The 21,131-nt window shown below is 60.2% G+C and carries 14 protein-coding genes; 7 read left to right on the top strand and 7 right to left on the bottom strand.

Going from position 1 to position 21,131, the window contains the following annotated elements; translation table 11 throughout:
• The first annotated feature begins 44 nt into the window (after positions 1–44).
• A complete protein-coding gene (locus tag ACLBW8_RS15200) occupies positions 45–896 on the top strand; it encodes a CAP domain-containing protein (protein ID WP_447805718.1) in 852 nt (283 codons plus the stop codon).
• A gap of 173 nt (positions 897–1,069) precedes the next feature.
• Positions 1,070–3,256 carry a response regulator gene (locus ACLBW8_RS15195; protein ID WP_447805717.1) on the top strand — a complete coding sequence of 729 codons (2,187 nt, stop codon included), beginning with the start codon at positions 1,070–1,072 and terminating at the stop codon, positions 3,254–3,256.
• 3 nt (positions 3,257–3,259) lie between these two features.
• On the opposite strand, the gene ACLBW8_RS15190 is transcribed toward ACLBW8_RS15195, so the two are convergent.
• The 4 genes from ACLBW8_RS15190 to ACLBW8_RS15175 form a co-directional block, all read right to left on the bottom strand.
• Positions 3,260–4,426, bottom strand: a complete 1,167-nt coding sequence (locus ACLBW8_RS15190; RefSeq protein WP_064452195.1) for a GGDEF domain-containing protein — start codon at positions 4,424–4,426, stop codon at positions 3,260–3,262.
• 50 nt (positions 4,427–4,476) lie between these two features.
• Positions 4,477–6,714 (bottom strand): 1,4-alpha-glucan branching protein GlgB, encoded by a 2,238-nt coding sequence (gene glgB / locus ACLBW8_RS15185; protein ID WP_447805716.1) that lies wholly within the window; start codon positions 6,712–6,714, stop codon positions 4,477–4,479.
• Complete coding sequence (treS, locus tag ACLBW8_RS15180; protein ID WP_447805715.1) at positions 6,711–10,058, bottom strand: maltose alpha-D-glucosyltransferase; 3,348 nt, start codon at positions 10,056–10,058, stop codon at positions 6,711–6,713. Before treS ends, glgB begins: the two co-directional genes overlap by 4 nt.
• Positions 10,059–10,218: 160 nt before the next feature.
• Positions 10,219–12,207 carry an alpha-1,4-glucan--maltose-1-phosphate maltosyltransferase gene (locus tag ACLBW8_RS15175; RefSeq protein WP_064452192.1) on the bottom strand — a complete coding sequence of 663 codons (1,989 nt, stop codon included), beginning with the start codon at positions 12,205–12,207 and terminating at the stop codon, positions 10,219–10,221.
• A gap of 204 nt (positions 12,208–12,411) precedes the next feature.
• On the opposite strand from ACLBW8_RS15175, the gene ACLBW8_RS15170 reads away from it, so the two are divergent.
• Both ACLBW8_RS15170 and ACLBW8_RS15165 read left to right on the top strand, forming a co-directional pair.
• Positions 12,412–12,570, top strand: coding sequence for a hypothetical protein (locus tag ACLBW8_RS15170; RefSeq protein ID WP_167353696.1), 159 nt, complete (start codon positions 12,412–12,414; stop codon positions 12,568–12,570).
• A 22-nt stretch (positions 12,571–12,592) separates the two neighbouring features.
• Complete coding sequence (locus ACLBW8_RS15165) at positions 12,593–14,206, top strand: M10 family metallopeptidase C-terminal domain-containing protein (protein ID WP_447805714.1); 1,614 nt, start codon at positions 12,593–12,595, stop codon at positions 14,204–14,206.
• A 7-nt stretch (positions 14,207–14,213) separates the two neighbouring features.
• On the opposite strand, the gene ACLBW8_RS15160 is transcribed toward ACLBW8_RS15165, so the two are convergent.
• Positions 14,214–14,711 carry an MgtC/SapB family protein gene (locus tag ACLBW8_RS15160; protein WP_262667783.1) on the bottom strand — a complete coding sequence of 166 codons (498 nt, stop codon included), beginning with the start codon at positions 14,709–14,711 and terminating at the stop codon, positions 14,214–14,216.
• A gap of 135 nt (positions 14,712–14,846) precedes the next feature.
• Between ACLBW8_RS15160 and ACLBW8_RS15155 the strand changes: the two genes are divergently transcribed.
• From ACLBW8_RS15155 to mapR, 3 genes are all read left to right on the top strand, one after another.
• Positions 14,847–15,086, top strand: a complete 240-nt coding sequence (locus ACLBW8_RS15155; RefSeq protein ID WP_447805713.1) for a DUF3203 family protein — start codon at positions 14,847–14,849, stop codon at positions 15,084–15,086.
• A gap of 184 nt (positions 15,087–15,270) precedes the next feature.
• Entirely contained in the window at positions 15,271–16,680 is a 1,410-nt protein-coding gene (gene ccoG, locus ACLBW8_RS15150; protein WP_447805712.1) for a cytochrome c oxidase accessory protein CcoG, read from the top strand.
• 80 nt (positions 16,681–16,760) lie between these two features.
• Complete coding sequence (gene mapR / locus ACLBW8_RS15145; RefSeq protein ID WP_447805711.1) at positions 16,761–18,170, top strand: GntR family transcriptional regulator MpaR; 1,410 nt, start codon at positions 16,761–16,763, stop codon at positions 18,168–18,170.
• On the opposite strand, the gene ACLBW8_RS15140 is transcribed toward mapR, so the two are convergent.
• Positions 18,167–18,913 (bottom strand): SDR family oxidoreductase, encoded by a 747-nt coding sequence (locus ACLBW8_RS15140; protein ID WP_447805710.1) that lies wholly within the window; start codon positions 18,911–18,913, stop codon positions 18,167–18,169. The genes mapR and ACLBW8_RS15140 overlap by 4 nt on opposite strands.
• Positions 18,914–18,967: 54 nt before the next feature.
• Positions 18,968–21,064 carry a putative bifunctional diguanylate cyclase/phosphodiesterase gene (locus ACLBW8_RS15135; protein ID WP_447805709.1) on the bottom strand — a complete coding sequence of 699 codons (2,097 nt, stop codon included), beginning with the start codon at positions 21,062–21,064 and terminating at the stop codon, positions 18,968–18,970.
• Positions 21,065–21,131: the final 67 nt, after the last annotated feature.

Genomic DNA, 21,131 nt, shown 5'->3' with positions numbered 1-21,131 from the left:
TACATCGCGCATCATGGGCACTTTCAAGCTCAAGGGTAACGTCCATGCGCGTGCTGTCATTGATGATGGGTCTTACGACGCTGGCCGCCAGTCTGGCGTTCTGCGCCAGCGCGATGGCGAATGAAGAAAGTCAGTTAGTGCAACAGATCAACGAATACCGCAGCCAGGTACAGCGCTGCGGTAACCAGGGTTCCCAGGAACTGCCACCGTTGGCCAGCGACACGCGGCTGGTGCTGCCGGCGACCAATGTCGGCGACTTGCAGCAGGCGCTGGCGCGGGCCGCGTACCCGATGGTGAATGTGCAGGCCATCAGCCTCTCCGGCCCCAAAAACGCCGAGGCGGCGATGAAGGCGGTGCGCGAAAGTTTCTGTCGCGTGGTGCTGGACCCGCAGTTTGTCGATATCGGCGTGAGCAACAGCGGCCAGGATTGGCGCATTGTGCTGGCCCGGCCGTTGTTGACCAGCGGACTTGGGGATTGGCAGACCGAAGGCAAGCAAATCCTCAACCTGATCAACGCCGCCCGTGAACAACCACGCCAGTGCGGCACCCAGGCATTTACCGCGACCACACCGCTGTCGTGGAACGAGGAGTTGGCCAATTCCGCCAACAGCCACACGCGCAATATGGCCAACGGCAATTTCTTCGACCATCTGGACCACGATGGCCGCACACCCGGCGACCGCGCGGAACTGGCCGGTTATATCGCGAAGAACATCGGCGAAAACATCGCCGCCGGCCTCGACACCCCGCGCAAGGTGGTGGACGGCTGGCTCGCCAGCCCCGGCCATTGCGCCAACCTGATGAACCCGCAATTTCGCGAGTTGGGGGCAGCCTATGCCATGGACCCGAAGAGTGACGCGGGGATTTATTGGACGGCGGTTTTCGGCGCGCAATAGTTGGCAGGCCGCGCCTGCGGGCCAGGCATGTCGATCTATTCATTTGGAGAAAACATCAAATTGCCATCACCGCGATCATTTCGCTGAACTGGTCGCGGTGATTCCGGTCTGTAGCTGGATGCGCTGATACAATCAGCGCCCCCTGAAGACCGTGGCAATAAGGTATCCACCCAATGATGAATTGGCTGCAAGACAGCAGCGAGATGGCTGAGCGTGTTCGTCAGCATGATTGGGCCAGTACGCCGCTTGGCGAGCTGGAGCAATGGCCCGACGTACTCAAAACTACAGTTGCGCTGTGTCTTGCCTCAAGCTTCCCCCAGTCCATCATCTGGGGCCCCCACCTGATCACGCTCTACAACGATGCGTTTATTCCTATTCTTGGCGATAAACCTTATTCGCTCGGGCGTGCGTTCAGCGATATCTGGCGTGAGGCTTGGGATGACATCGGCCCCATCGCCAAAGCCGCCTTTGAGGGGCACGCGACCTACATCGAAAACTACCCGTTGGTGGTTGAGCGTGGCAACGGTCCGGAGCAAGCGTACTTCACGTTTTGCTACAGTCCTGTGCGTGACCCGCAAGGCCAGATCGTGGGCATGCTCAATACTGTCACCGAAACCACCGCTACCGTATTCCTCTCCCGCCGCCTGGCCGTATTGGATGCGATTGGCAGCGCCGTGACCAATTGCAGCAATGCCGAAGCCATCATGACCACCACCACGCGTCTGTTGGCCGAGCACCTGCAGGTGTCCATTTGCGCCTACGCCGACATGGAGGCCGATGAAGACGGCTTCACTATTCGCGACAATTGGGCGGCGCCTGGCTCGCCCAGTATCGTCGGCCGTTACAGCCTGGCGGCGTTCGGCGAGCTGGCCGTAAGCCGCCTGCGCGCGGGTGAGCCGTTTGTGATTGGCGACAACCGCCTGGAAATGCCCGCCGAGGAGTCCGCCAACTTTCAGGCGCTGGGCGTTACGGCGACGGCGTGCTTCCCGCTGATCAAGAACGGCCGCCTGTCCGCGCTGATGGCCGTACACCACAAATTCGCACGTGTGTGGTCGCCGTATGACCTGGCACTGGTGGGCGAAGTTACCGAGCGTTCCTGGGCCCATATCGAACGTGTGCGCGCCGACGCCGCTGTACGCGAGGGCCTGGCGGCCATTACCGAATTGAACGCCACCCTGGAGCGGCGCGTAGAAGAACGCACCACCGCCCTGACCCAGGCCGAAGCCGCGTTGCACCAGTCCCAGAAGCTCGAGGCCATCGGCCAGTTGACCGGCGGTGTGGCGCACGATTTCAACAACCTGCTGACGATCATCCGCTCCTCGGTGGACTTCCTGCGCCAACCGGGTCTGTCCGAAGAACGCCGTCAACGCTACATGGGCGCCGTATCAGACACCGTCGAACGCGCCAGCAAGCTCACCAGCCAACTGCTCGCCTTCGCCCGCCGGCAGCCGCTCAACCCGCAAGTTTTCGACGTGGGCCAGCGGGTCAAGAACATCGGCGAGATGCTCGAAAGCGTGACCGGTGCCCGCATCCATGTGCAGGTGCAATTGCCGCAACGGCCTTGCCATGTGTGCGTCGACTCCAGCCAGTTCGAAACGGCACTGATCAATATCGCGCTCAATGCCCGCGACGCCATGGAGGGTCAAGGCACCCTGACCCTGCGCGTCGCGAATGTGGCGGCGCTACCGCGCATCCGTGGCGATGCCGAAGCACACCAGCCGTTTGTGCGCATTGAACTGGCCGACACCGGAAGCGGTATTGACGACGACACCGTCGAGCGCATTTTCGAACCGTTCTTTACCACCAAGGCCGTGGGTAAAGGCACGGGCCTGGGGTTGTCACAGGTGTTCGGGTTTGCCAAGCAGTCCGGGGGCAACGTCGACGTCACCAGCGCCATCGGCCAAGGCAGCGTGTTCACCCTGTATTTGCCCGAAGCGCAGCCTGTGGCCGGGCAGCCCTGCCCACCCCAGGAAGACCCCAGCCCGGCGCCCGACACGGCGCTGCGCCATATCCTGATCGTGGAAGACAACCTCGAAGTGGGCCGTTTCGCCAACCAGATCTTGCAGGACCTGGGCTACCAGACCACTTGGGCCACCAACGCCGAACAGGCACTGGCGCTGGCCGGTCCGGATGTGAGCGGGTTCGACGCGATTTTCTCGGATGTGGTAATGCCGGGCATGACCGGCGTGGCGATGACCAAGCTGCTGCGCCAACGGCGCCCCGACCTGCCGGTGGTGCTCACTTCGGGCTACAGCGAAGAGCTGGCTGACAGTGCCTACGAGGGCGTCGACTTCCTGGCAAAGCCCTACTCGGCCGACCAGATGGCGCGCGCATTGGCCAAGTCGATGCAGCGAGACTGACCCCTACTCTGCCGCCACGACCTGATTGCGGCCCATGGCCTTGGCGCGATACAGCGCTTTATCGGCAGTGTTCATCAGGCTGTGCAGGTCCTGATCGAGGCTGCGAGTGGTGGCAACACCCAGGCTGGCGGTCAAGCCTTGCACCGGTTCGGAGGCCAGGCCGGAAATCGCCTTGACCAATTGCTCGGCGATATCGCGCGCGGTCTCCAGGGAGGTATTGGGCAGCAACACGGCAAACTCCTCGCCGCCCAGCCGACCATACACGTCGGCCTGGCGAAACGATGCGCTGATCACCCCGCCAATCTGGCGCAACACCTGATCGCCAGCCTGATGGCCGTAGGTATCGTTGATGTTCTTGAAGTGGTCCATGTCCATCATCAGCGCGCTCAGCGGTTGCTGGTTATGGCGACACTGCGCATACAACACGTGGGCATGTTCAAAAAACGCACGACGATTCATCAGCCCGGTGAGTTCGTCAGTCTGGGCAGCGCGCGTGGAAATAGTGTGGGCGCGCTCCATTTGCCGGGTCAGGCGAAACGCTTTTTCCAGGGCATCCGACAGCTTGCGCGTGGCGCTGACCACGAAGGTCGAGAACACCAGCACCGCAATGGCCACGCCTACTTGCATGGGCGAGGGCTGGAACAGCAACCACAGCGTGCACGGCAATAACACCAGGGACATCGAGCCCAACGTCATATAGCGGTAGGCCGAATAACAGGAGACCGCACTGACGGACATACCCACGGCAAACAGTATGACCAACACTTGGGACACACGATCGTCAGGCGGCATGACGGCCAGCGCGCCGATGCCCCAGGTGCCGGCGGACAGCATCAGCGTAACCCAGTAGCGGCGCTCCCAGCGATCAGGCGTACGCTCACTGTTAGGGCAACGAAACCAGTTCATGAACATCTTGAGCCGTAACAGTGATGTCACCGCCAGCACTACCAGCCAGACCTCCATGACCGTGTGATCAAAACGGTCCCAACACAGCCAGCACAGCATGACGGCGCCCAGGTAACTGCCGAAAATGGCGGCGAACGACTGGCGAAACAGCTGGTGCAAACGGTCCGTTCGCACCTGCTCTTCGATAAAGCCATCCTGGTCCTGCGCACGCCCAAGGCCGTTCATGAAATACGCCTGCTTCAACTGCCGCGACAAAGGCGCCATTGTGGCACCCTGCCAGTAGCACGGACAACCGAATCCGGCTACCCGAGCCCTTAAAGCGCTTCCGGGCGCAAAATCAGCACACCCAGTGGCGGCAAATTCAGCGACAGCGACACCGGCTGCCCGTGGTGCGGTTCATCCTGGGTAAACACCGCTCCCCCATTACCGTAATTGGAACCGGCGTACGTGTCGGCATCACTGTTGATCACCTCGCTCCAGCGCCCGGCAAACGGCACACCCACGGAATAGGCCTCACGAGGCACCGGCGTGAAGTTGGCGACGACCAACACCGGCTTGCCGTCCTTGCTCCACCGTAACCAGGCATAAACGCTGTTGATTGCATCGTCGCCAATCACCCATTGGAAGCCCTGGGGCGCATCATCCTGTTCGTGCAGCGCAGGTTCTTCACGGTAAAGGCGGTTAAGGTCGCCGACCAGCTTTTGCACGCCCCGGTGCTCGGGATACTGCAGCAGGTACCAGTCCAGTTGCTGGTCATGGTTCCACTCGCGCCACTGGCCGAATTCGCACCCCATGAACAGCAGTTTTTTGCCGGGGTGCATCCACATGAAGCTCAGGTAGGCCCGCAGGTTGGCGAACTTCTGCCAGCGGTCACCGGGCATCTTGTCGATCAACGAGTGTTTGCCGTGCACCACTTCATCGTGAGAGATCGGCAGGATAAAACGCTCGGACCAGGCATAGACCAGGCCGAAACTCAGCTCATTGTGATGATGAGCGCGATACACCGGGTCTTGCTGGATGTAATGCAGCGAATCGTGCATCCAGCCCATGTTCCACTTGTAGTTGAAGCCCAGGCCACCTTGTTGGGTGCTCTGGCTGACACCCGGCCACGCCGTGGATTCTTCGGCAATCACCAACGCACCCGGTGCTTCCAGGGCGACCACATCGTTCAAATGGCGCAGGAAGTCGATGGCTTCGAGGTTCTCACGTCCGCCATAGCGATTGGGCACCCACTCGCCGGCCTTGCGCGAATAGTCGCGATACAGCATCGAAGCCACCGCATCCACACGCAAACCATCGATATGGAAGTGCTTAAGCCAGTGCAACGCCGAGGCCAGCATAAAACCGTGAACTTCCGTGCGGCCAAGGTTGTAAATCAGGGTGTCCCAATCCTGGTGGAAGCCTTCCAGCGGGTTGGCGTATTCGTACAGCGCAGTGCCGTCGAACTGCGCCAGGCCGTGGGTATCGGTAGGAAAATGCGCCGGGACCCAATCGAGAATGATGCCAATGTCAGCCTGATGCAGGGCGTTGACGAAAAACCCGAAATCCTCCGGTGAGCCAAAGCGCGCACTGGGTGCGAACTGCGACAACGCCTGGTAGCCCCATGAGCCGCCGAACGGGTGTTCCATGATCGGCATCAGTTCAACATGGGTGAAGCCCAATTGCTGCACATAGGGAATCAAGCGTTCAGCGAGTTCGCGCCAGCCGTACTGACGGGACACTTCACCGGCCTCATCCAGCTCGCATTGCCAGGAGCCAACGTGTAACTCATAGATCGACAACGGCGCCGTGGACTTTTGCTTGTCGGCACGCGCCTGCATCCACTCGTGGTCTTGCCAGTCCACGTGCAACGGCGTGGCGACTTTCGAGGCGGTGTCGGGCGGCAATTGGGTCGCGAGTGCCATGGGGTCTGCCTTGAGCGGCAAAATCCCGTTGGCGCCCAGAATTTCGTACTTGTAGGCGGCACCTGGTTGCAGGCGCGGGATAAAGATTTCCCACACGCCCGATGGGTGACGCAGGCGCATTGGATGACGACGACCATCCCAGATATTGAAGTCGCCTACCACCGACACACGCCGGGCATTCGGCGCCCAAACGGCGAAGCGCACGCCCTGTATGCCATCGACGCTGGTTACCTGCGCGCCCAGGCAGCTGCTGAGGTCACGGTGATTGCCTTCGGCAAACAGGTACAGGTCCATCTCACCCAGGAGCAATTGGTTGAAGCTGTAAGGGTCTTCGGTGATCTGTTCACCGCCGGCCCACTGGATTTTCAGCAGGTAGCCCTGGCGAGTGTTGAAATGCCCGACAAACAAGCCCGGCACCTGGGTCGCGTCCAGGCTGCCGATCGGCTCACCGCTGTCGCGCGCCAGTACCTGAACGCTCAAGGCCTCCGGCAGGAAGGCGCGGATAAACTGGCCCTCCTGCTCATCGTCGTGCGGCCCCAGAATCGAGAATGGGTCGTGGTGCTCGGCACGGACCAAGGCTTCAATGTCCTTGGGCGCCGGCATTGCGGTCAATTTTGGTTGCAGCGGTTCTCTCTGTGTAAAACTCATGACGTCTCCCCACCGCGTGCAGTTTTCGATATAGGTGTAAGCCCGCTGAGCAGGCCGTGTAAACCTTGTAACGGCACCGGCAACCAGGTCGGGCGGTTTTCCGCTTCGTAAGCCACTTCGTACGCGGCCTTCTCCAGGCTGAACAACGTCAGCGCGGCGTCCTGGCCGTTGGCATCCTGCCAGTCATGCGCCAGTGTAGACGTAGCCTGATGATAAGCCTGAGTAAAAGCCGCACGCGCTTCACTCAGGTATCGATCAGTCACACGCTTGCGGGCAATATCCGCATCGGGCGAGTGATCCACTCCTTGCACATTCAGGGCCATGGCCGCTGCATAATCAAACGAGCGCAACACACCACTCACATCTTTATACGGGCTGTGTTTGCCGCGTCGTTCATGCAGCGGCCGCGCCGGTTCCCCTTCAAAGTCGATCAGGTAGGCATCGCCTTTCACCACCAGTACCTGGCCTAGGTGCAAGTCACCGTGGACACGAATCCGCAGCCCGCCCGCCGTGGCTTTCGCCAGGGCCTGCACGTGACTGCCAATGGCTTTTTTATGGGCCAGCAAATCACTGACCAGCGCCTGATCGGCAGGGTTCAATTGGCTTTGATGAAGCTTGAGCAATTGCAGCGCGCGGTCGATCTGCGCCCCGACATCCTTGGCCCAGGCCTGGGTGTCCTTGGCCGTAGTGACTTCAGGCTTGAAGTCTTTATTGGCAGTTTTCGCCGCCAGTACCACGTGCATTTCACCCAGGCGCCGGCCGAGCAACGCGGCGAAGTCGGCCAGTTCACCCAACGCGTTGTAATGCTGTTCCTGTTCGGAAATCGCTTCTGCGAGTTCGTCGCGAATCGCGCGTTCGAGGTTGTTCTGGGTCCAGCCCCAGGCATCGCCCTGATTGCTCAGATAGCCTTGGGCGATCATCAGCAGGTTGTCTTGCCCCGCGGTGTCGTGGCGAATCATCGAGCCCAACAGCGGCGAAATATTCGGGTAACCGGCTTCGGTCAGGTAAGCGCTCATTTCCAGTTCCGGATGCACCCCGGCGCTGACTTTACGGATGAGTTTGAGCACCAGACTCTCGCCCACCACGACCGAACTGTTGGACTGCTCGGCCGCCAGGTAACGCACCTGCGGCTCCTCGCTCAATTGCAGCTTGGCCAGCTGCGACGTGGCCTCGAAGCGCAAATCGCCTTCGTGAGTATTCAATACCGTGCCGGCCTGCAGGCCGTGGATCACCGCGCGGATAAAGTGCTCAAGACTGAACGCATCGGTCACCAGGCCGACCTGACGCGCTCGCCGTACACGGGCCAGGGCCAATTGCTGCGGCAACGCGCTGGTGAGCTGGTCTTCACCCAGAAAGCCGAACGGCAGCTGATAACGGCTGACCTGACCGCCGCTGCTCACCTCGATTTCACTGAGCAATACCGGATGCTCTGGGTCGCCGAAGCGCACGCCGTAGGCAATATGCACACTGTCGATGGCCGTGTCCTTGCCGGCGAACCAGCGCCGCTTGGGCAGCCAGGCCGGCAGCGAGGTGTGCTCCAGGGTGGTACGGCACGGTTCGTCGAGTAACTCTTCCATGCGCTTTTTCAACACCAGGGTGGTGAAGTCCGGGATGCTCTGGGCCGGCTCTACATGCCAGCTCGGCATCTGATTTTCGGCTGCGAGCACGAACCAGTAGAAACCGTACGGCGCCAGGGTCAGCAAGAAATTCAGCTGACCAATGGGCGGAAACGCGTTACCGCCCAGCATCTCCACCGGCACCATGCCCGCAAAGGCTGACAAGTCCAGCTCCGCCGCCTGGGCACTGCGCGACACGTTGGCCACGCACAGGATGAGCTCATTGCGCCCGTCTGCCCCGGTGTATTCGCGGGTATACGCCAGAATGCGGCGGTTGCTCGGCGAGAGCATTTTCAAGCTGCCCCGGCCAAAGGCCTTGGACTGTTTGCGCACCGCCAACATGCGCCGTGTCCAGTTCAGCAGCGAATGCGGGTCCTGGGCCTGGGTTTCGACGTTAACCGACAGGTAGCCGTACTGCGGGTCCATGATCGGCGGCAGCACCAGGCTGGCCGGGTCGGCGCGGGAGAAACCGCCGTTACGGTCGATGGACCATTGCATCGGCGTGCGCACGCCGTCGCGGTCGCCCAGGTAAATGTTATCGCCCATGCCGATTTCATCGCCGTAATACAACGTCGGCGTGCCGGGCATGGACAGCAGCAGGCTGTTGAGCAGTTCAATGCGGCGGCGATCGCGCTCCATCAGCGGCGCCAGGCGCCGGCGAATGCCGAGGTTGATGCGCGCGCGGCGATCAGCGGCGTAGTAGTTCCACAGGTAGTCGCGCTCTTTGTCGGTGACCATTTCCAGAGTCAGTTCATCGTGGTTGCGCAGGAAGATCGCCCACTGGCAATTGGCGGGGATCTCCGGGGTCTGGCGCAGAATATCAGTGATGGGGAAGCGATCTTCCTGGGCCAGCGCCATGTACATGCGCGGCATCAGCGGGAAGTGAAAAGCCATATGGCACTCGTCGCCGTCATCGCCTTTTTTGTCACCAAAATACAACTGCGTGTCTTCCGGCCATTGGTTGGCTTCGGCGAGCAGCATGCGGTCGGGGTAGTGAGCGTCGATCTCGGCGCGGATCTGCTTGAGGACGTCGTGGGTTTCCGGCAGGTTTTCGTTGTTGGTGCCATCGCGTTCGATCAGGTACGGAATGGCGTCCAGACGCAGGCCGTCGATGCCCATGTCCAGCCAGTAACGCATCACCGACAGCACGGCTTTCATGACTTGCGGGTTGTCGAAGTTGAGGTCCGGCTGATGAGAATAGAAACGGTGCCAGAAGTACTGGCCAGCCACGGGGTCCCAGGTCCAGTTGGACTTTTCGGTGTCGAGGAAAATGATGCGCGTGCCATCGTATTTCTGATCGTCATCCGACCACACATAGAAGTCCCGCGCGGCCGAACCCGGCTTGGCCTTGCGCGCCCGCTGGAACCAGGGATGCTGGTCGGAGGTGTGGTTGATCACCAGTTCGGTGATAACCCGCAGCCCACGTTTGTGCGCCTCGCTGATAAAGCGTTTGGCGTCGGCCATGGTGCCGTAGTCGCTATGCACGCCACGGTACTCGGCGATGTCATAGCCGTCGTCGCGGCGTGGCGAGGGGTAAAACGGCAAGAGCCAAATGGTGTTCACGCCGAGGTCGGCGATGTAATCGAGTTTGGCAATCAGGCCGGGAAAGTCGCCGATACCGTCGTTATTGGAGTCGAAATAGGATTTGACGTGAACCTGATAGATCACCGCGTCCTTGTACCAGAGCGGGTCTTTGATAAAGGTGGCAGCCTTGGGTTTCTTCGCCATTGGAAACTCCTGAAATGCTTGAACATTTACCTGAAGGGGCGGGTTCGAGGTGGGCGCTGGCGTGCTTGCGATAGCAGATAAATGTGTGACTGATAGAACGCTATCGCAGGCAAGCCGGCTGCCACATTTGAGCTTCATCGATGTGAAGATCAGGCTCAGTTCAGGATGTGGTGATTCTCCAGATACCAAACGGCATCTGCGGGTCAAGCCGCATCCACTGGGTCTTGCCGTACCAGCTCCAGCGGTGGCCGCTCATCAAGTCTTCGCCTTGGGTCTGGGCATCGTCCGGCAAGCCCATTTCCCATAACGGCAACTCAAAATGCGCCTCTTGGGCGTTGAAGGGGTCGAGGTTGACCGCGACCAGAATGAAATTGCTGCCGTCGTCACTGCGCTTGCCGAAGTACAGGATGTTATCGTTCCACGCGTTGTACAGCTTCAGGCCCAAGTGGGTCTGCAACGCGGGGTTCTGCCGGCGAATACGGTTGAGCTGTGCAATTTCGGCAATGATATTTCCGGGCGCCGTGTAGTCCCGTGGGCGGATCTCGTATTTCTCTGAATCCAGATACTCTTCCTTGCCCGGTACCGGCGCCGCCTCGCACAGTTCAAAGCCCGAATACATACCCCACAGGCCCGAGCCCATGGTGGCCAGCGCCGCGCGGATCAAAAAGCCCGGGCGACCGGACTCATGCAGGAAGCCTGGGTTGATGTCCGGTGTGTTGACGAAGAAGTTTGGCCGGTAGCATTCACGCCACGGCGACTCGTTCAACTGCGCGAAGTATTCGCTCAGCTCGGCCTTGGTGTTGCGCCAGGTGAAATAGGTGTAGCTCTGGGAGTAACCGACCTTGCCCAAGCGCGCCATCATCGCCGGCGTGGTGAATGCCTCGGCCAGGAAGATCACGTCAGGGTGCTTGGCGCGCACGTCGCTGATCAACCATTGCCAGAACGGCAGCGGCTTGGTGTGGGGGTTGTCGACACGGAACGTCTTCACACCCTCCTCCACCCAGCCCACCACAACGTCGCGCAACTCGGTCCACAGGCTGGGAATCGAGTCGGCCGCGTAGAAGTCGACGTTGACGATGTCCTGATACTTTTTCGGCGGGTTTTCCGCGTATTTGATCGTGCCGTCCGGACGCCAGTTGAACCAGCCCGGATGTTCTTTGAGCCACGGGTGGTCCTGGGAACACTGGATGGCAAAATCGAGCGCGATTTCCAGGCCATGGTCGGCGGCGGCCTTGACCAGGCGACGGAAGTCATCACGGCTGCCCAATTGCGGGTGGATGGCGTCGTGGCCGCCCTCCTCGCTGCCAATGGCGTAGGGGCTGCCGGGATCATCCGGGCCCGCCGTCAGGGCGTTGTTCCTGCCCTTGCGATGGCTGCGGCCAATGGGATGGATCGGCGGAAAATAGAGGACGTCGAACCCCATGTCATGGATCATCGACAACCGTGAGTGCACATCGTTGAACGTGCCGTGGCGCGCCGGGTCGTCGGTGATCGAGCGGGGAAACAACTCGTACCAGCTGGCAAACTGTGCGGCGGTGCGCTCAACGTCAATCGGGTAGGCGGGGCTGATGCTCAAGTAGGCGCGGTGGTCGGCCTGGGTCATCAAGTGTGCACTTTCTTCGTGCAGGAACTGCGCGACCTGCTCGGTTTCCAGCCTGCCTGCGAGCTCGTGGTGCAACAACATCAGGCGATCGCGCAGCTCGTTGTCACTGCGTTCGGCTGCCTGCAACACCAGGCTGCGACCCTCCTGCAACTCCAGGCTTACCGGTACCCCGGCCTCATGTTTCTTGCGCAGTTCGTAACAGAAGCTGGCGAAGGTATCGATCCAGGCTTCGATGCAGTATTCGTGAGGGCCTTGCTGAGTGACGGTAAACGCGCCTTCCCAGCCATTGTTGCCCACATCGGTCATGACCACGCTGTGCCAGCTTTCATCCTGCAGCGGGCGCCAGCGGATCAGTACGGCGAGCTTGTCATGCCCGTCGGCGAACACCTTGCTGGTGACGGTTACCCGCTGGCCAACCACCGCTTTTACGGCGAACTCGCCGCCGTCGATTACCGGCGTGGTGCTTTCGATAGCGATCCTGGGCAACAGCAACGCCTGGGACAGCGGCAATATTGAATGGTCTGGAGCCAGTGTTTCAGCAGTCATCGAGCATCTTCCCCTTACGCCCTGTGGACGCTCTTTGCTTGATCCGAATTCTGATACGGCGGCGCTCTCCCTGAGCAGGGCCGTACTAGGTCCGAGCCTGTGCCCAGGTGAAAAGTTCAGGTGGATATGCCGCCATTGGGCGGGGAATCAATTCTCCCCTGCGGTTGTCCACCGATAGAGCAAAGCACAAAGGAGGCCACACCGATGAATATCCCGATCCCGGCTGAAACCCCTGACCCGAATATCGACAACCCGACCCTGCCGCCCAGCGAACCTCAACCGATTCCGGAGAAAGAACCACCGGAAAATGAACCGCCACCGGTGGAAGAACCGCCAACGACCCTGCCGCCGGTGATTGTTTGAAATAAACCTGGCGGACATGCACTTGCCCGCAATCAAGCAGATTGCGGACAAGTACTACAGAAACTTCCTACCAGCGGTAAAGAGAGTTCTTAACTCTTTCCCCTTCCTCGTTATCAGAAAATTCGCTCGCGTGGACCCAGGCCTGGCAGCTGTTTTGGCTTTGGCGCGGTCCGCTTCAATCACAACGCGAGTGCTGATCATGTCGATAACATCGTTGCCCCCCCAAGCTCCCATGCCAATGCCGTCAAACTCCTTCCAGGCGGGTTCGAATGATCCCTCGCAAAAGAAGCAACCCGAAAGGCTTCCCCGCGACAGCCTCGAACCACCAAAACAGCTACAAGATGAGGCGTCCGACAGCGCCTCCACCGCCGAGGCTGCAGCAACTTCTCAACCCTCGCCAGACGTCATCGCAAAGTGGAACAGAATCGTCCAACTGTTAAGTACGGACAGCCTCATCCAGATGCTGCGCAATCCATACGCCAAGGACACCGCGCAGAGCCTCAAGGAGCTGCGTGCGCTGTTGAGCGAGGAATCACTTAAAACCCTGACCAGTGTTCCTGCCGAGATGTCACAACTGCGGAACTCAATCGGCCAGGTCTTGAGCGAGAAAAACATCAAAGCCGGGCAGGCTGAAGCCGCACGGGTTCCAAACCCAAACCTGACCCCTGAAAGGATCCAGGAGCGCACGCGTAACGTCGATCCCGAAGAAAGCCGCATGGCTATCAAACAGATCGAAATCGAAAGACAACAGGAGAAAACCAATGAGCTGCAGCGCACTCGCCTGAGCGCCCCCCTCAGCAAAAACCTGATAGCTATTGGCAAGCCGTTTCAGCCGGCCGAGGCCGATACAACGCCCGAAAGTACACCTGCCGAGCCAGACAGCAATCCATTGGCAAAGTCGAAACCTCTCCAATCTGAGGGTACCAAAAAGCCCTCCAATATCGACGAATGCCAGGCAGATTCAAATACCGGAGCCTCAGCCGAAGCCACCGCAAAGAAGGACAGACTTGAGCATTTGTTAAGCCGAGCCAGCCTCATCCAGATGCTGCGCGATCCGAATTCCAAGGAAACCGCACAGCGAGCACAAGAGCTCCGTGAACTCTTGAGCGAAGACTCACTTAAAACCCTGGCGCCTGATCCAGCAGAGCGGGAAAAGATTCAGAATATAATCCGTCAAATATTTAGTCCGGCCAACCTGGAAGCGCTGCAACGCGAAGCCGAGGCCACTCCAAAGCCTGAGCAGCCGCTTGAAGAAGCCCACAAGGACGAGCCGAAGCTTGCGCCCGAGACCGACTCAGCGCCCGATCTTACCCCCAACGAAGCCGGCAATACCCCTTTGCCCCCCGCTGAAGGCACCCCGCAAACTTTCAGCTATAACGACATAAACGCGGCGCCCGGCGCGGTGATGAACTTCACCTCAGGTACAGACAAGATCGATCTGACTGGCATTCGCACTCAACTAGGCCAGAAACCGTTGTCATTGGTCGAACGTTTCTCCGGCGTCAGTGGCGAAATGACGATTAACTACTATGCAGGCAGCAATACCAGTTTCGTGACGATTTCCCGCAATCCGGGGGAGCCGCCGTTCGAACTGAAGGTATCTGGCGAAGTGCGATACCGAGACCTCACGGCCTGACAGGCACTCACTCATCCTTCTCCAGCCGCTTGACGATCATCGGCATCACGCTGAAGACCGCCAGCGCCAGTAACGTACTGAGCACCGCCGTCGATTCACGTCCCATCCCCGCCGCCACCCCAATGGCGGCGGTCATCCATAAGCCGGCGGCGGTGGTCAGGCCTTTGACGTGCTGGCCCTGCTCATCTTCCTTGCCCTTGAGAATGGTCCCCGCGCCCAGGAAACCAATCCCCGCAATGACGCCCTGCAGCACCCGGCTCATGGCATCCGCCTGGCTACCGGACATCTGCGGCACCAACACAAATAATGCGGCCCCCATTGCCACCAGCATATGAGTGCGCACGCCAGCCGCCTTGCCCTTCTGTTCTCGCTCAAAACCAAGGATGCCGCCCAGGATCGCGGCGATCAGCAGGCGCACGGTAATCTGGGTGAGCTGCCGTGCATCACCGATATCGGCGAACTCGGCTTGCAGCGTTTGAAGGACTTCTTGCCACCAGGCGTCCATGGATGCGGTCCTTTTGTCAGGGTTGGTAGAGATTGCCATCAAAGCATGGACAGCAGCGACCGCCAGTCAGTTGCCTGGAACGCCTGGCAACACACCGCACCCTAACGCTCACCAGCCTTTGAAAAGGAGATCACCATGCCAGTCCGTATCGAAAATCAGACGTGCTATTTCAAGGTCAACGACGACGGCCAGGAACAGAGCCTACCGGCACGTGATGTAACGGTCAGCACCGACATTGCCAAGGCCATGTCCTACGTGGCGCTGAACGGCGAGCAGATCTACATCACCGAAGTGGAGGCCGATGCGCTCACAGTGGCCGGTGCAACGGATGGGCGCCAGCACAAGAAAGTCACTGAACCTGGTTCGGCGATTTAATTGATCTGTATCAGCTCACACTCAATACTGCTGCACCCTATGTGTTACGGAGTGCAGCAGATTGTCGCAGCACCGTGTAAAAAGCCCATCTGATCCGCTTTTTATCGCCATACCTGAGTCTGTTATGCAAACAGTACGACGCTCATAGTTCATCGGCCTGATGGAGGCTGATGAGCGAACGACCATGAGCGAAAGAATCCCAACCGTGGAAACCTTTGAGCCCCTGCACCCAAAGAAGGTGAAGGCCAAATCCAGCGACAACTTGATTCATACCCGCAGCTTCACCGGCCTGTTCCGTACCTTGCGCGTTAGCGGCGCCGCTTTGCTGTTCCTGGCGTTTTTCGGCACCGTGTGGCTGAACTGGGGTGGGCGCCAAGCCGTGCTCTGGGACTTGGCTGAAAGCAAATTCCACATCTTCGGCGCCACCTTTTGGCCCCAGGATTTCATCCTGCTGTCGGCGCTGCTGATCATCTGCGCTTTCGGCCTGTTTGCGATAACCGTGTTTGCCGGTCGCGTGTGGTGCGGCTACACCTGCCCGCAAAGCTCGTTTACCTGGCTGTTCATGTGGTGCGAAAAGGTCACCGAAGGCGAGCGTAACCAACGCATCAAGCTGCAAGCGGCGCCGTGGAGCCTGGCCAAGCTCGCCCGGCGTTCGGCCAAACACACGCTGTGGCTGAGCATCAGCGTACTGACAGGGTTGACCTTTGTCGGCTATTTCACCCCCATCCGGCCCTTGGCCACAGAGCTGCTGACCTGGCAAATGGGCGGCGTGAGTCTGTTCTGGGTGCTGTTTTTCACCGCCGCCACTTACCTCAATGCCGGCTGGCTGCGCGAAGCGGTGTGCATGCACATGTGCCCGTATGCGCGGTTCCAAAGCGTGATGTTCGACAAGGACACCCTGACCATTTCCTACGACACGGCACGCGGCGAACAGCGCGGGCCACGCAAGCGCGAGGCCAGGCCAGCCGACGTCGGCCTGGGCGATTGCATCGACTGCCAGCTGTGTGTGCAAGTGTGTCCCACCGGTATCGATATCCGTGACGGCCTGCAAATGGAGTGCATCGGCTGCGCGGCGTGCATCGACGCCTGCGATTCGATCATGGATAAGATGGGCTATGCCCGTGGCCTGGTGAGTTATACCTCCGAACACCAACTGCAAGGTGGCAAGACGCACCTGCTCAGGCCACGGCTGATCGGCTACAGTGCCGTGCTGCTGGTGATGATCGCGGCATTGGTGGTGGCTCTGGTGCAACGTCCAATGGTGTCACTGGACGTCACCAAAGACCGAGGCATGTTCCGCGAAAACAGCCAGGGCTTGATCGAGAACATCTACAGCCTCAAGGTCATCAACAAGACCCAGCAGCGCCAGGACTATCGTCTGGAGTTGGTAGACGCCGACGGCTTCCAGTTGCAGGGCAAAACCGAGATCAGCCTGGCGCCAGGGGAAATCAGCGATGTACCGGTGTCGGTCGCCTTGCTGTCCGACCAGCCGACGAGCAGCTCGCAAACCCTGCGATTCAAGGTGACGGATGTGGATGAGCCCTGGATCTACAGTGCGGCCGATAGCCGCTTTGTAGCGCCGATTAACCGCTGAGGTGTGGCTGAATATGCCGAGATCCAAAAGCGTGAGCGGGCTTGTTCGGTGTACCTACTGAAAAATTGTTTAAGGTTCCAATGAAACGCTACGAAAAATTCGCCGATGACATCGCAGAACTGATCCGCTCCGGCGTCCTCGGGCCCGGCCAGCGGGTGCCGTCGGTGCGCTATGCGAGCCAGACCTACGGCGTCAGCCCGTCCACGGTGTTCCAGGCCTACTACCTGCTGGAGCGCCGTGGCCTGATCCGCGCGCGGCCGCGTTCCGGTTACTTCGTCAATACCCATGCACCGAGCCCGTTTTCCGAGCCCGTGGTGAGTGAGCACGTGCATGAGTCCACCGAAGTGGATGTGAGTGAGTTGGTGTTTTCGGTACTCGACTCCATCAAGGACCCCAATACCGTACCTTTCGGCTCGGCCTTCCCCAGCCCCATGCTGTTCCCGCTGCCACGCCTGGCCCGTTCCCTGGCCAGCGCCAGCCGTGAAATGGACCCGCGCCTGGTGGTCACTGACATGTCGCCGGGCAACCCCCAATTGCGGCGACAGATTGCCCTGCGCTATATGGTCGGCGGTCTGATGCTGCCCATGGAGGAGCTGCTGATCACTAACGGCGCCCTGGAGGCGCTGAACTTGTGCCTGCAGGCGGTGACGGAACCGGGCGACCTGGTGGCCATTGAAGCACCGGCGTTTTATGCCTGCCTGCAAGTGCTGGAGCGCCTGAAGCTCAAGGCGGTGGAAATCCCCGTGCACCCGCGCGACGGCATCGACCTGAGCGCCTTGGCGAAAAGCCTGGAACGCTACCCGATCAAGGCTTGCTGGACCATGACCAGCTTTCAGAACCCCATGGGTGCCACCCTGCCGGAGGCGAAAAAACAGGCACTGGTGGAACTGCTGCGCAGCCATCAGGTGCCGCTGATCGAAGACGATGTGTACGCCGAGTTGTACTACGGGCAACACGCGGCAAAACCGGCGAAAGCCTTCGACACCGAGGGGCTGGTGATGCATTGCGGTTCCTTCGCCAAAAGTTTGGCCCCGGGCTACCGCGTAGGCTGGGTGGCGGCCGGGCGCTTTGCGCAGAAGGTCGAGCGCTTGAAGCTGATGACCTCGTTATGCCCGTCGATGCCGGCCCAGGCGGCCATTGCCGACTACCTGCAACACGGTGGCTATGACCGGCACTTGCGCAAATTGCGCTACGCCCTGGAAGAACAGCAAAGCGCCATGCTGGCAGCAATCGCCCGCTACTTTCCGGCGCAAACACGGGTCAGCCAGCCGGCCGGAGGCTATTTCCTGTGGCTGGAATTGCCGGCGCAAACGGACTCGTTGAAGTTATTCCAGATGGCCCTGGCTCAGGGCATCAGCATTGCGCCAGGGCCGATCTTCTCGGCGACCCAGCGCTTCAGGAATTGTATTCGCTTGAACTACGGCAGCCCCTGGACCGAGGCGTCGGAAAAGGCCATGGAGACATTGGGGCGAATTGTGCGCTCGTTCTAACGCCCTCCGGCCAAATCCAGGAATGTCCCGGTCGTGTAGGAAGCCTTATCCGACAACAACCAGATAATCGCTTCCGCCACCTCATCCGGGCGCCCACCCCGGGCCATGGGGATGCCGGACTCGAGCTTGCTGACCCGATCCGGGTCACCGCTCAAGGCGTGGAAGTCGGTAAAGATATAGCCAGGGCGCACGGCGTTGACGCGAATCCCCTCACCCGCCACCTCTTTGGACAGGCCAATGGTGAAGCTATCCAATGCGCCCTTGGAAGCGGCATAGTCGACATATTCACCCGGCGAACCCAGGCGCGCCGCCACCGACGACACATTGACGATACTGCCGCCCTGCCCGCCATGCCTGGGCGACATGCGCAGCACCGCGTGCTTGGCACACAGGATCGGCCCCAGCACGTTGGTCTTCATGATTTTCAGGATGCGAAACTCAGACATCTCATCGACCCGCGACTTATGCCCGACAGTGCCGGCGTTGTTGACCAGCGCGGTGACACGGCCCAGTTCGGCATCCACACGGGCGAACAACGCGATCACTTCATCTTCGATGCTCACATCGGCACGCACCGCAATCGCCTGCGCACCCAGCTCACGGACCTGCTCCAGCACCCGCTGGGCAGCCGCTTCATCGGACTGGTAGTTGAGGCAAATGCGATAGCCCTGGCGAGCGGCCAGCAACGCGGTCTGGGCGCCGATGCCACGACTGCCCCCGGTGATGATGACGACTTTGTCCATGCGTGCGGTCTCCTGAGTCAACCTGATGTGTAGGGTTGGATCCAAGAATACCCGTCACCCACCGCGTTTGTCAGGCGTTAACGCCGATTCGGCGCGCTGGATGTCGGCCATGAAACTGTCAGCCGGCAACGGGTGGCCCAACAAATAGCCTTGCAGCGAGTTACAACCCAGTCGGGTCAGGAAACTCTGCTGCATATCGGTCTCCACACCTTCGGCGACGATTCGCAGCCCCAGCGCCTGGCCGAGGGCGACGATGGCCGAAACGATAGCGGCATCATCACTGTCGTGTTCCAGGTCGCGCACAAAACCGCGGTCGATCTTCAGCTCGTTGGCGGGCAGGCGCTTGAGGTACATCAGGCTCGAATAACCGGTGCCGAAGTCATCAATGGACAGGTCAACGCCCATGTCGGACAGCTGCTGCAACACCGTCATGCTTGCATCGGCATCGCTCATGGCGGTGGTTTCGGTGATTTCCAGGGTCAGGCTGTTGGCCGGCAACTGGTGACGGTCCAGGGCCGCGGCGACACTTTTTACCAACCCGGCATGGCAGAACTGTAACGCCGACAGGTTCACCGCAATGCGCCAGTCTTCGTAACCCTGGACGTACCACAGGCGCATCTGGCGACAGGCTTCGTTCAGCACCCACTCACCGATGGGAATAATCAAGCCGGTCTTTTCCGCCAGCTCGATAAAGGTCGCCGGCAGCATCAACCCCTGCTGCGGATGCTCCCAGCGCAGCAAGGCTTCGGCGCCAATCGCAATACCGCTGACCGCATCGAACTTGGGCTGGTAATACAGCCGAAACTGCTCGTGCTCAACGGCGCTGCGCAGGTCCTGCAACAACTGCAGTTGCTTGCGCGCGTTCGTGTTCATCGACACATCAAAGAAGCTGTAGCCATTCTTGCCCATGCCCTTGGCGTGGTACATCGCGGCGTCGGCGTTCATCAACAATTCTTGAGGGGTGTTGCCGTTGCCAGGGAACAGGGCAATGCCGATGCTCGCGGAAATATTCAGCTCATGTTCCGCGACCTTGAACGCACGGTTGATCAGTCCGACCTGGCGTTCGGCCAGTCCCATCGCATCATCCGGCTGCAGCAATTGCACCAGCAGCACAAACTCATCGCCGCCGATACGGGCCAGGGTGTCCTGACTGCGCAGGTCCTCGCGCAGACGCAGGCCCACCTCCCGCAGCAACTGGTCGCCCATGTGGTGGCCGAAGGCATCGTTGACGGGTTTGAAGCCATCCAGGTCGATAAACATCAGGGCGAAGCAACCGCCCTGCTCCGTCACTGTCTGGATGGCTTGTTGAATACGGTCGGCGAGCAAGGTGCGATTGGGCAGGCCGGTAAGCATGTCATGCAGGGCCAGGTGGGTCAGTTCCTGGTTGGCAAGGGTCAGGGAGTCCGCCAGGACGGCGGTGCGCGCTTCGAGGCGTGCATCCAGCAGCGAGGTCAGCAACGCGATGATCAACACCGCCAATGAGGTGACCAGCACCAGGTTATCCAGGCCCTTGCCGCTCAAACCGGTCAGCACGGCACCACAAAAACTGTCGTCGGCAAAGCGCGCAGCGGCCATGCCGGTGTAATGCATGCCGACGATTGCAATGCCCATGACCACTGCCGCGCCCCCGCGTGCCAGGCGAACATAAGGGGTGTTGCGCCGCAGGTTGAAGGCGATCCACAGGGCAGCCCCCGAAGCCACCACCGCAATCAACAACGAAGCGCCAAACAAGGTAGGGTCGTAGTCGATCCCGGGAGTCATGCGCATCGCCGCCATGCCGGTGTAGTGCATGCTGCTGATGCCCGCCCCCATGATCAGCGCGCCAAACGCCAGTTGCCACGCAGGCAAACGGGGTTGGCTGACCAGCCATAATGCGAAGCCGCTGGATAACACGGCGATCAGCAGCGATAGCGCGGTAATGCCCAGGTCAAACCCGAGGGCAAACGGCAGGCGCAAGGCCAACATGCCGATAAAGTGCATGGACCAGACGCCTGTGCCCATCGCCAATGCGCCACCCGTCATCCACACGTATGCGGCGCGGCCTTGGGCGGTCGCAAGGCGGCCGGCCAGGTCCAGCGCCGTGTAGGACGCCAGGATCGCGACGAACAGGGAAATCACGACCAAGGAGGGGGAATAACTACCGATCAGCATGGGGTTTCTCAAGACTGACGGGCGTGGGACGCCCGTGCCAGGTGGCAAAGCGGGCGATTGTAGCGAG

Source organism: Pseudomonas sp. M5A4_2d (genome assembly GCF_053345295.1).
Note: the sequence above shows the minus strand (reverse complement) of the source record. Positions and strands in the feature narration are given on the sequence as shown.